Source organism: Micromonospora sp. DT47 (assembly GCF_049844475.1).
Lineage (GTDB): Bacteria > Actinomycetota > Actinomycetes > Mycobacteriales > Micromonosporaceae > Micromonospora.
Map to the genome: position 1 here is coordinate 185,386 of NZ_JBNCLC010000001.1, position 11,783 is coordinate 197,168.

Below are 11,783 nucleotides of genomic sequence, written 5' to 3' on the forward strand. Positions count from 1 at the left end.
CGCGCTGACTCCCGACTCAGGAGCCCCGAGTTGACCAGTGACTCAGGAGCCCGGTCCGGACGGGCCGGACTCCCGACTCAGTCCTGGTTCGCTGAGGCCTGCGACGGGGCGGCCTTCTTGGCGGCCGCCGCCTTCTTTGCCGGGGTGGCCTTGGCGGTGGCGGTCTTCTTGGCGGCCGTCGACTTCGCGGCGGCGGTCTTCTTCGCCGCCGTGGCCTTGGTCGCCGCCTTCTTCGCAGGGGCCTTCTTCGCAGGGGCCTTCTTCGCCGCCGCCTTCTTCTTCGGGGCCGGCCCCTTCGCCCGCTTCTCGGCGAGCATCTCGGAGGCCTGCTCGATGGTCAGCTCCTCCGGCGTCTGCCCCCGGCGCAGCGACGCGTTGAACTCCCCGTCGGTGACGTACGGCCCGAACCGGCCGTCCTTGATCACCAGCGGCTGCTCGGTCAGCGGGTCGTTGCCCATCTCCCGCAGCGGCGGCGCGGCGGCCCGACGCTGGCGGGCCTTCGGGGTGGCCAGCAGGGCCAGCGCCTCGTCCAGCGTGACGGTGAACATCTTGTCTTCCGAGTCCAGCGAGCGGAACTCGTCACCGCGCTTGACGTACGGGCCGTAGCGGCCGTTGTTGGCGAACACCTCGGTGCCGTCCGGGGCCACCCCGATCAGCCGGGGCAGGGTGAGCAGCTTCAACGCCTCGTCGAGGGTGAGCGAGTCCGGCGACTGCGAACGCAGCAGCGAGGACTTCCGCTCGCCGCTGGCCACGTACGGGCCGAACCGGCCGGACTTGAGCAGGATCGGCTCGCCGGTGGCCGGGTCGTCGCCGAGCTTGCGCTCGCCCCCGCCGCCGAGGAAGAGCTCGTGCACCTTCTCCGGGGTCAGCTCGTCCGGCGCCAGCCCCTCGGGGATCGGGGCCCGGTCGCCCTGGGCGCCACCCTCCTCGCCCTCGGCCTTCGGCGCCGGCTGCTCGCCGGGCAGCGCCCGCTGCAGGTACGGCCCGAACCGGCCGACCCGGACGACGATCTCGCGCCCCTCGTCGTCGGTGAAGAGCGGGATCGAGTTGACGCTGCGCGCGTCGATCTCGCTGAGGTCCTCGGTGACCAGCTTCTTCAGCCCGCCGGAGCGGGCGATGGTCTGGTCCCCGGCACCGTTGGCGCTGCCGAAGTAGAAGGAGGTGAGGAAGTCGACCGCGGCGTGCTCGCCGCCGGCGATCTCGTCCAGCTCGTTCTCCATGCTGGCGGTGAAGTCGTAGTCGATCAGGCGCGGGTAGTGCCGCTCCATCAGCCCGATCACCGCGAACGCCAGGAAGGTCGGGATCATCGCCTGGCCGCGCTTGGTCACGTAGCCGCGATCCTGGATCGTCTGCATGATCGACGCGTACGTCGACGGGCGGCCGATGCCCAGCTCTTCGAGCGCCTTGACCAGCGACGCCTCGGTGTAGCGCGACGGCGGCTGGGTGTGGTGGCCCTGAGCGGCCAGCTCGTCGGCGGTCAGCGGCTGGTCCTTGACCAGGGTGGGCAGCCGGCGCTCGGCGTCCTCGGCCTCGGCGTTCTCGTCGTCGCTGGACTCGACGTACGCCCGCAGGAAGCCCGGGTCGGTGATGGTCTTGCCGGTCGCGCCGAAGTCGGCCTCCTCCTGCGAGGAGGAGACCGCCCGGATGCGCACCGAGACGCTGGAGCCGACCGCGTCGGTCATCTGCGAGGCGATGGTCCGCCGCCAGATCAGCTCGTAGAGCTTGAACTCCTCGGCGGAGAGCTCCTTGGCCACCTCGCCCGGGGTGCGGAAGTTGTCCCCCGCAGGGCGGATCGCCTCGTGCGCCTCCTGCGCGTTCTTCACCTTGCCGGTGTAGCGGCGCGGCTCCGGCGGAACGCTGCGCTCGCCGTACAGCTCGACGATCTGCCGGCGAGCCGCCGAGATGGCGGTCTCCGACAGGTTCACCGAGTCGGTACGCATGTAGGTGATGTAGCCGTTCTCGTAGAGCCGCTGCGCGGTGCGCATCGTCTGCTGCGACGAGAGCCGCAGCTTGCGGGCCGCCTCCTGCTGGAGGGTGGAGGTGATGAACGGCGCGTACGGGCGACGGCGGTAGGGCTTCTCCTCGACCCGGGTGACGGTGAACGGCCGCCCCTCCAGCCGGGCGGCGAGCCCGCGGGCCCCGCCCTCGTCGAGGTGCACCACGCCGGCGCCGGCCCTGACCCGGCCCGTGGTGGGCTCGAAGTCCTTGCCGGTGGCGATCCGGTCCCCGTTCAGCGCGACCAGGGTGGCGTTGAAGTTGCGCGGCCCGCCAGCGGGGTTCGCCACCGCCAGGGTGGCCAGGATGTCCCAGTATTCGGCGGTGCGGAAGGCCATCCGCTGGCGCTCCCGCTCGACCACGATCCGGGTCGCCACGGACTGCACCCGGCCCGCCGAGAGCTTCGGCATGACCTTCTTCCACAGCACCGGGGAGACCTCGTAGCCGTAGAGCCGGTCGAGGATGCGTCGGGCCTCCTGGGCGTCGACCAGGTCCCGGTCGATCTCGCGCGGGTTGGCCACCGCGGCCTGGATCGCCGGCTTGGTGATCTCGTGGAAGACCATCCGCTTGACCGGCACCTTGGGCTTGAGCGTCTCGACCAGGTGCCAGGCGATCGCCTCGCCCTCGCGGTCCTCGTCCGTCGCCAGGAAGATCTCGTCGACCTCCTTGGCCAGCTTCACCAGCTTGCTGATCTGCTGCTTGCGGTCGGCGGAGACCACGTAGAGGGCCTGGAAGCCGTTGTCGACGTCCACCCCGAGCCGGGCCCACGCCTCGCCCTTGTACTTGGCCGGCACGTCGGCGGCGTTGCGCGGGAGGTCCCGGACGTGGCCGAAGCTGGCCTCCACGACGTATCCCGGGCCGAGGTAGCCCGAGATCGTCTTGGCCTTCGCCGGTGACTCGACGATGACCAGACGGGTGGTTCCAGCGTTGCTCGGCACGTCTCTCCCCGACCTCACTCCTGCTCCATGCCCGATTCGGGCAGTGTTGCGCCCACCGGACCGCCGCCGGTCCGGATGTCCAACGTAACGCGCCGCCCGGCTTTCGGGTTTCGCGGGCGACAATCCGCCCCACGCGGCGCGCCCCCGGAGTCGCGGGCCGCACCGGCCGGACGGCGCCACCGTACACCGTGGGTAGGGCCGGAAGCGGAACACTGTGACGATGGCGGACCCTCGGCCGAGGGCGACCGGGCCGTTCACCTGTCGCCAACAGGACACCCGGCGGCGGCCCGATCCGCCGGGTCGGCCGGATTGATCCGCTCCGTTCCGGCGACGTGGCGGTGTCCGGCGCACTCCGTCACCGCCACCTCAGCGATCTGAAGTCGATCTTGGCCCGGCCCGGATCCTGGGGCGGGTCAGCCGGGCGGCGTGGGCCAGTCGGCCGGGGGCGCGGCGGGCGGCCGGTCGCCGACCAGCTCCGCCAACCGGGCCAGCCGCCGCCGGCCGCCGATCCGGAACGCCGGGCCGCCCGCGTCCGGCTCCAGCAGGGCCGCCGGCAGGCCCACCGCGGCGAGCGCGGCGCGGACGCTCGGCCACCAGTCCTGGTCGCCGTCGCCGAGCCGGAGCAGGAAACCGGTCTCCTCGGCGCTGCCGGCGGCGGCCAGCCAGAGCCGCAGCCGCCGGCCGTTGAGGTGGAACCCGGCGGGCGGGCGCTTGCGCTGGCCACCGGCCAGCCAGGCCGTGGCCAGCGGGGCCAGGGTCCGGGCGTACGAGGTGCGCACCGCGTACCGCTGGTCCTCGGTCCCCTCCCAGCTGGCGGAGAGGCCGCGCAGGCCCAGCTCGGCGACGATCACGTGCACCCGCCAGGCGGCGTCGACCACGATCGACAGTCGGGCGGTACGACCCATCCGGACCACCCCGCCGGTCCCGGCGAGCAGTCCGGCCAGGTCGGCGACGGACGGATCCGCCGCCTCGGTGCCGAACAGCGACAGCTGGCGCACCGGTTCGGGGGGTGAGTCGGGAGGGGTCAGCGACACTCCGGGACCTCGTCGAAGGCCTGTTTGAGTTCTTCCGAGTTGAGCCGGCTGGTGTCCAGCGCGCTCGCGTCGTATTCCTTGTTGAGGGTGTCCACGGCGGCCTGGACGCCGTCGTAGAAGGCGGTGGGCTGCCCGATGCCGAGCCCGTCGATGGTGTCCCGGGCCCGGCCGTAGGCGTCCCGGATCTTCTCCAGCGAGGACCGGAAGCCCTGGGAGATCTCGTCGCCGTGGTCGGTCTCCGGGACCCCGGCGTCGGAGATCCGGCGACGGGCGGTCTCGCTGGCCTCCTCCGCGCCGGCGAAGAGTCGCACCAGGTTCTCCTTCGCCTGCGCCGGCGTGGTCTGCGCGGTCATCTGCTGATGTGTGCTGCTGGTCAGCTTGCTGATCTCGGCGCGCCAGGGGGTGAGCGACTCGCAGACCGACGCCGCCCAGGCCCGCGGGCTGGGCCCGGCGCCGCAGCCCGCGACGGTGAGTACGAGCGTGGCCAGGACCACCGTGAGCTTTCCGGCGGCACTCGCCCGGCACGTACGCATGCGGTGCAGCGTACGGCCTCCGGGTGAATGTGCCACCGCTCAGGCGGAGAGCCCCGACCCCGACGCACGCGCCTCCGGAGAACCCCGGCGGACGGTTCCCCGGCCGGCGTCGCGCCGACCGGGGAACCCGCGGTGCCGTCAGGCGTTGACCGTCTCCGCGTGCTGGTCCGGGCTGCCCGCCCCGGTCCCGCCGTCGCCGGAGTCGGACATCGCGATCCCCTTGCGCTTGCTGAACACCACCGCGGCGACCACGATCGCCGTCGCCACCAGGGCGATGCCCACCCGCAGCGGGACGTTCCTGTCGTCGCCCACGCTCCAGGCCACCACGGCCGGCGCGATCAGCAGCGAGACCAGGTTCATCACCTTGATCAGCGGGTTGATCGCCGGACCGGCGGTGTCCTTGAACGGGTCACCGACGGTGTCGCCGATGACCGTCGCGGCGTGCGACTCGGAGCCCTTGCCGCCGTACGCGCCGTCCTCGACCAGCTTCTTGGCGTTGTCCCAGGCGCCACCGGAGTTGGCCAGGAAGACCGCCATCAGCGTGCCGGCGCCGATCGCCCCGGCCAGGTACGACGCGAGCGCGCCGGGCCCGAGGCCGAAGCCGACCGCGATCGGCGCCAGGATGGCCAGCAGGCCGGGGGTCATCAGCTCGCGCTGCGCGTCCCGGGTGCAGATGTCGACGACCTTGCCGTACTCCGGGCGCTGGGTGCGGTCCATGATGCCGGGCAGCTCGCGGAACTGCCGACGCACCTCCATCACCACCGCCCCGGCCGAGCGGGAGACCGCGTTGATGGCCAGACCGGAGAAGAGGAAGACCACCGCCGCACCGATGATCAGGCCGACCAGGTTGCGCGGGTTGGCCACGTTCAGCGCGTTCAGGATCTCGGCGCCGGCGTCGCCCACCCCCGCGTCCTCGTACGAGCTGCGCAGGGTGTCGGTGTACGACCCGAACAGCGCCGTCGCGGCGAGCACCGCCGTGGCGATCGCGATGCCCTTGGTGATCGCCTTGGTGGTGTTGCCGACCGCGTCCAGCTCGGTGAGGATCCGGGCGCCGTTCTCGTCGATGTCGCCGGACATCTCCGCGATGCCCTGAGCGTTGTCGGAGATCGGGCCGAAGGTGTCCATCGCGACGATCACGCCGACGGTGGTGAGCAGGCCGGTACCGGCCAGCGCCACCGCGAAGAGCGACAGCGTGATGGAGCTGCCGCCGAGCAGGAACGCGCCGAAGACGCCCGCGGCGATCAGCAGCGCGGAGTAGACCGCCGACTCCAGACCGATGCTGATGCCGGCGAGGATGACGGTGGCCGCACCGGTCTGCGAGCTCTTGCCGATGTCCTGCACCGGGCGCCGGTTGGTCTCGGTGAAGTAGCCGGTCAGCGCCTGGATCGCGGCGGCCAGCACGATACCGATGATCACGGCGCCGATGGCCACCAGCCGCGGGTTGCGGTCGACGTCGGTCAGGCCCCCCTCCAGCTCGGCGAAGGTCGCCGGCAGGTACGCGTAGGCGGCGATCGCCACCAGCACCGCGGAGAGCACCGCGGAGATGTAGAAGGCCCGGTTGATCGCGGTCAGCCCGTTGCGGTCCGAGGCGCGCAGCCGGGTGATGAAGACGCCGACGAACGCGACGAGCACCCCGATGGTGGAGATGATCAGGGGGAAGACCAGTCCGTCCTCGCCGAACGCCGCCCGGCCGAGGATCAGCGCGGCGACCAGGGTGACCGCGTACGACTCGAACAGGTCGGCGGCCATGCCGGCGCAGTCGCCGACGTTGTCGCCCACGTTGTCGGCGATGGTGGCGGCGTTGCGCGGGTCGTCCTCCGGGATGCCCTGCTCGACCTTGCCGACCAGGTCGGCGCCGACGTCGGCGGCCTTGGTGAAGATGCCGCCGCCGACCCGCATGAACATGGCGAGCAGCGCGGCGCCGAAGCCGAAGCCCTCCAGCACGGTCGGGGCGTCGCCCCGGTAGATCAGGACGACCAGCGCGGCGCCGAAGAGGCCGAGACCGACGGTGAGGAAGCCGACCACGCCACCGGTCCGGAAGGCGATCTTCATGGCGGCCTCGCGACCGCCCTGCGCCTCCCGGGCGGCGGCGGCGACCCGCAGGTTGGCGCGGGTGGCCAGCCACATGCCGGCGCCGCCGATGGACGCGCTGAACAGGGCACCGACGACGAAGAAGGCGGAGCGGCCGAGCTTCACCGCGACCTGGCTGCCGTCGGTGTCGTGCACCGGCAGCAGGAAGAGCAGTACGACGGCGATGACGACGAAGATCGCCAACGTCCTGAACTGCCGGAGCAGGTACGCGGAGGCGCCCTCCTGCACCGCCCCGGAGATCTCCTGCATGTTGGTGGTGCCCTTACCGGCTGCCAGCACGGCCTTCGTCAAGGCGCCGGCAAAGACGAGCGCCACCAGCGCGATCACCGCGGCGATGACGACGTACGTCAGGTTTCCTCCGGTGAGGGACAGCGCGCCGCCCTCGGCGGCCAAGGTCCCGGACATCTATGTCCTCCTGTACCGAACACTGTCGCGCCGGCCAGCGGACGTACTGACCCGACGCCTGGATGCGGTTCCGCAAGCGCGCCAACCCGCCCCAGCGGACCAGCGATGAACGCCCATACCCGCTGGTTGCGGGAAGGATCACTTGCTGACAACCCCGGTACTGTAGCCCCGCCGAGTGTTGAGGGTCACACCTGGGGGATGCCGTGTCGGGATGATCTTCGCAACTGTGTTATGAGGAGAAATCTGATATAGGGGACCCTCAGCACGACAAGGCCGCGACCCCGCAGGGTCACGGCCTCGATGCCTGTCAGTGAGCGGTGGACGGTCAGCGGCCGACGGGCCAGACCATCCGCACCTCGGTCCCGACGCCCTCCTCGACCGGGCGGACCTGGAGGTCCTCCACGAAACCGGCGAGCAGGGCGAACCCGACGCCGGTGGTGAGCGCCTCGTCGGTGAGCGACTCGTTGGCCAGCTCGTCCGCGTTCAGCGCGGCCAGACCGATGCCCGCCTCGATCGGCGCCCGGTCCACCACCCGGACCGCGTACGCCCCGGAGTCGGACATCTCCACCAGCACCGGGTCCGGCAGACCGTACTGCTGGTGCAGGGCGACCGCCCGGGTGCACGCCTCGCCGATCGCCAGGCGCACCTCGTCGAGCAGATCCTCGCGTACCCCGGCCCGGCGGGCCACCGCCACGCCGACCAGGCGGGCGGTGCGCACGTGCACCGGAGCCGGCGAGAAGGAGAGCCGGACCGTCGCCATCAGGCGCCGTTGCCGGTGGGGTCGGCGGCGATCGCCGCGTCGACCGTCGGGTGCAGCGGGAACACCTGGTCCAGCGCGGTGATCCGGAAGATCTTGAGCAGCGGCTCCTTGTCGCAGACCAGCGCGAACGAGCCGCCGGCCGAGCGGAGCCGCTTGAGGGCGCCGACCAGCACGCCGAGGCCGGTGGAGTCGAGGAAGTCCACCCGGCCGAGGTCGACGACGACCTGCCGGGCCCCACCGTCGATCAGCTCCAGGAGCCGTTCGCGCAGCCGGGGTGCGGTGTAGACGTCCACCTCACCACCGACCTCGAGCACCGTGTGCTCCCCCACGGTGCGGGTCGCCAGCGACAGCTCCATCAGTCCCTCCTCCGAGAGCCGTAAACTCTCCTGGGCATCTAACCATCCCCGCCGGAGCCCCTTCCGGTCACCGGCGGTGACTCCTCCTTACCCACGCCCCCGGTCGTTCACCACCGAACACCAGTGCGAGAGTGCAGGACGTGAACCCCGCAGCCACCGTATCCGCAGCTCCAGGCCCCGGGCGACCGCCGACGGCGACGCCGGGCGACGTGCTGCGCCGGCTGCGCGCGCGCCACCACGGCGCCGACCCGGTCACCCACGTCGAGCGGGTCCCGGCCCGCCCCGGGGAGCCGGCGCCCTGGCCGGGGTGGGCCCCGGCGGAGCTGCGGGCGGCGCTCACCCGGCGCGGCGTGGTCGCGCCCTGGCGGCACCAGGCCCAGGCCGCCGAGCTGGCGTACGCCGGGAAGCACGTGGTGGTCGCCACCGGCACCGCGTCCGGCAAGTCACTGGCGTACCAGCTGCCCGCGCTGGCCACCCTGCTCGCCGACCCCCGGGCCACCGTGCTCTACCTGGCCCCGACCAAGGCGCTCGCCGCCGACCAGCTCCGCGCCGTCGCCGGCCTGGAACTCGACGGGGTACGCCCCGCGACCTACGACGGGGACACCCCGCGCGCCGAGCGGGAGTGGATCCGCCGGCACTCCCGGTTCGTGCTGACCAACCCGGACATGCTGCACCACGGCATCCTCCCCGGGCACGCGCACTGGTCCGGCTTCCTGCGCCGGCTGGCGTACGTGGTGATCGACGAGTGCCACACCTACCGGGGCGTGTTCGGCTCGCACGTCGCGCACGTGCTGCGCCGGCTGCGCCGGCAGTGCGCGCGCTACGGGCGTACCCCGGTCTTCGTGCTGGCCTCGGCGACCTCGGGCGACCCGGCGACGGCGGCCGGCCGGCTCACCGGCCTGCCGGTGGCGGCTGTCACCGAGGACACCTCGCCCCGCGGCGGGGTGACCTTCGCGCTCTGGGAGCCGCCGCTGCTCCCGTCCGATGTTTCCTCTGCTGCGGCGGACCTCGCCCCGGTGCGCCGGTCGGCGCTGCGGGAGACCGCGGACCTGCTCGCCGACACGGTCGCCGAGGGGGTACGCACGCTCGCCTTCGTCCGCTCCCGGCGCGGCGCCGAGGTGGTGGCGGCGAACGCGCGGCGCTCGCTCGACGAGGCGGTGCCCGGGCTGGGCGACCGGGTCGCCGCCTACCGGGCCGGCTACCTGCGCGAAGAGCGGCGCGAGCTGGAGCGAGCGCTGCTCCACGGCGACCTGCTCGGGCTCGCCTCCACCAACGCGCTGGAACTCGGTGTCGACCTGGTCGGGTTGGACGCGGTGCTGATCTGCGGCTGGCCGGGCACCCGGGCGTCGCTCTGGCAGCAGGCCGGCCGGGCCGGGCGCTCCGGCGACGAGGCCCTCGCGGTGCTGGTGGCCCGGGACGACCCGCTCGACACCTACCTGGTGCACCACCCGGAGGCGCTCTTCGGGCGGCCGGTCGAAGCGACCGTGCTCGACCCGGCCAACCCGTACGTGCTCGGCCCGCAGCTGGCCTGCGCGGCGGCCGAGGCCCCGCTCACCCCCGCCGACCTGGACCTCTTCGGCGACGGCGCCAAGGAGGCGGTCGACTCGCTGGTCGAGGCCGGCGCGCTGCGACAGCGACCGACCGGCTGGTACTGGCGGCACCGGGAGCGGCCCGAGGTGGACCTGCGCGGCGAGGGCGGTGCACCGGTCTGCGTGGTGGAGGCGTCCACCGGGCGGCTGCTCGGCACCGTCGACGGCGGCTCCTCGCACTTCCTCATCCACCCCGGCGCGGTCTACCTGCACCAGGGCGTCTCGTACGTGGTCGACTCTCTCGACCTGGCCGACGGGTGCGCGCTGGTGCACGCCGAGGAGCCGGACTGGTCCACCCACGCCCGGGACGTCACCTCGCTGTCGGTGGTGTCGGTGCGCTCGTACGTGGATGCCGGGCCGGTCGGGATGTTCCTCGGCGAGGTGGACGTGACCAGCCAGGTGGTGTCGTACCAGCGGCGGCGGATCGCCACCGGCGAGGTGATCGACACGAGGCCGCTGGACCTGCCGGCCCGGGAGCTGCGCACCGTGGCGGTCTGGTTCACCGTCTCGCCGGAGTCACTGGCCCTCGCCGGGGTGGCGGCCGCCGACGTCCCTGGGGCGCTGCATGCCGCCGAGCACGCCGCGATCGGGCTGCTGCCGCTGATGGCCACCTGCGACCGGTGGGACATCGGCGGGCTGTCGACCGCCGTGCACCCCGACACCGAGGCGCCGACCGTCTTCGTCTACGACGGGCACCCCGGCGGGGCGGGCTTCGCCGAGCGGGCATACGGGACGGCGGCGGCCTGGCTGCGGGCCACCCGGGACGCGATCGCGGAGTGCGGCTGCGAGGCCGGCTGCCCGTCCTGCGTCCAGTCCCCGAAGTGCGGCAACGGCAACAACCCGCTGTCCAAGCCGGATGCCGTCCGGGTCCTCGACGTGGTGCTGGCCAACCTGCCCGCGGTGGACCAACCGACCACCGGCGGCTCGGCGGCCGGCGAGACCGCCACCGGCGACGCGACGGTCGACGAGCCCGCCGCGGGCGGCGAAGCGGTCGACGCGGGAGCGGAGCTCCCCTCGGGCGGACGGGGGCCGGCGCTGCCGCGTCAGGACGAACGGATCGCCGCCCCGACCGACCTCTGACGCCGCCCGGCCGGCACGCGCCCGGGGGGCCTCGACCAGTTCAACGAGCGGCTGCGCGGCATCCACCAGGTGCTGAACGCCTGGGCGCTGAAGGCCACGATCGAGGGCGGACGCTGAACGGCGGTCTGTGCGAGACTCCGGCGCACCCTTCGGAGGAGATCGCGATGCAGCTCGACAGTTTGCAGACCCAGCACCAGTTCCACATCCGGCAGCGGATCCGGATGATGGTCAACCAGTACGAGGTCCGGGCCGTGGCCCCGGACGGTACCGAGGGAGAGCTGCTGGCGTTCGCGCAGCAGAAGCGGCTCGCCTTCAAGGAGCAGGTGACCATCTACACCGACGACTCCAAGCAGCACCCGCTGCTTGGCTTCAAGGCCCGGCAGCGGCTCGACCTCGGGGCCACGTACGACGTCACCGACCACGCCGGCACCCCGATCGGGCTGTTCCGCAAGGACTTCGCCCAGTCGCTGCTGCGCTCGACCTGGCACGTCGAGCAGCCCGGCCTGCCGCAGGTCACCGGCCAGGAGCGGAGCATGCCGGTGGCGCTTCTGCGCCGGTTCGTCGACTCGCTCTCCTGGCTGCCGTACCACTTCGACTTCGTCGCCGGCGGCCAGCCGGTCTTCTCGGTGATCAAGAAGTGGGGCCTGCGCGACCGGTACGTCGTCGAGGTGCAGCACCCGCAGGTCGACCGTCGGCTGGTGATCGCCATGGCGATCGGCCTGGACGCGCTCCAGGGCCGCTGACCAACCTGGACGGCCGGGATGCCCGGCGCGGCAGCCCGACCGGCTCGCCCGGTCGCCCGTCGCAGGCAGCCGCCCGGCGACCTGCCCCTCGCGCGGCGCGGGCGCCCCGGCCGTCCAAGGGCGGGGTCAGCCGCGCCCATGGGTGGCGGACGTCAAGCCCGCACCAGGCCGCAGGCGCGGCGGCGGCTCCAGCCGCAAGCCGGACCCGCGGGCGGCGGCGTCCCCCGCCACACACCCGGCCGGCGCGGACAGTGGCGGT

The 11,783-nt window shown here is 72.9% G+C and carries 8 protein-coding genes; 2 read left to right on the plus strand and 6 right to left on the minus strand.

Going from position 1 to position 11,783, the window contains the following annotated elements:
• Positions 1 to 77 precede the first annotated feature (77 nt).
• The 6 genes from topA to ACLQ2U_RS00990 form a co-directional block, all read right to left on the minus strand.
• Positions 78 to 2,933, minus strand: a complete 2,856-nt coding sequence (topA, locus tag ACLQ2U_RS00965) for a type I DNA topoisomerase (protein WP_425748568.1) — start codon at positions 2,931 to 2,933, stop codon at positions 78 to 80.
• A gap of 413 nt (positions 2,934 to 3,346) precedes the next feature.
• On the minus strand, positions 3,347 to 3,967 hold the full coding sequence (locus ACLQ2U_RS00970; RefSeq protein WP_425748569.1) for a hypothetical protein: 621 nt from the start codon (positions 3,965 to 3,967) through the stop codon (positions 3,347 to 3,349).
• On the minus strand, positions 3,958 to 4,500 hold the full coding sequence (locus ACLQ2U_RS00975) for a hypothetical protein (protein WP_425748570.1): 543 nt from the start codon (positions 4,498 to 4,500) through the stop codon (positions 3,958 to 3,960). Before ACLQ2U_RS00975 ends, ACLQ2U_RS00970 begins: the two co-directional genes overlap by 10 nt.
• Before the next feature lie 138 nt (positions 4,501 to 4,638).
• Complete coding sequence (locus ACLQ2U_RS00980) at positions 4,639 to 6,996, minus strand: sodium-translocating pyrophosphatase (RefSeq protein WP_425748571.1); 2,358 nt, start codon at positions 6,994 to 6,996, stop codon at positions 4,639 to 4,641.
• A gap of 325 nt (positions 6,997 to 7,321) precedes the next feature.
• Positions 7,322 to 7,756, minus strand: a complete 435-nt coding sequence (locus tag ACLQ2U_RS00985; protein WP_425748572.1) for an ATP-binding protein — start codon at positions 7,754 to 7,756, stop codon at positions 7,322 to 7,324.
• Complete coding sequence (locus ACLQ2U_RS00990) at positions 7,756 to 8,112, minus strand: STAS domain-containing protein (protein WP_425748573.1); 357 nt, start codon at positions 8,110 to 8,112, stop codon at positions 7,756 to 7,758. Before ACLQ2U_RS00990 ends, ACLQ2U_RS00985 begins: the two co-directional genes overlap by 1 nt.
• Positions 8,113 to 8,252: 140 nt before the next feature.
• On the opposite strand from ACLQ2U_RS00990, the gene ACLQ2U_RS00995 reads away from it, so the two are divergent.
• Positions 8,253 to 10,781 (plus strand): DEAD/DEAH box helicase, encoded by a 2,529-nt coding sequence (locus tag ACLQ2U_RS00995; protein WP_425748574.1) that lies wholly within the window; start codon positions 8,253 to 8,255, stop codon positions 10,779 to 10,781.
• A gap of 164 nt (positions 10,782 to 10,945) precedes the next feature.
• Positions 10,946 to 11,524, plus strand: a complete 579-nt coding sequence (locus tag ACLQ2U_RS01000) for a hypothetical protein (RefSeq protein WP_425748575.1) — start codon at positions 10,946 to 10,948, stop codon at positions 11,522 to 11,524.
• Positions 11,525 to 11,783 lie beyond the last annotated feature (259 nt).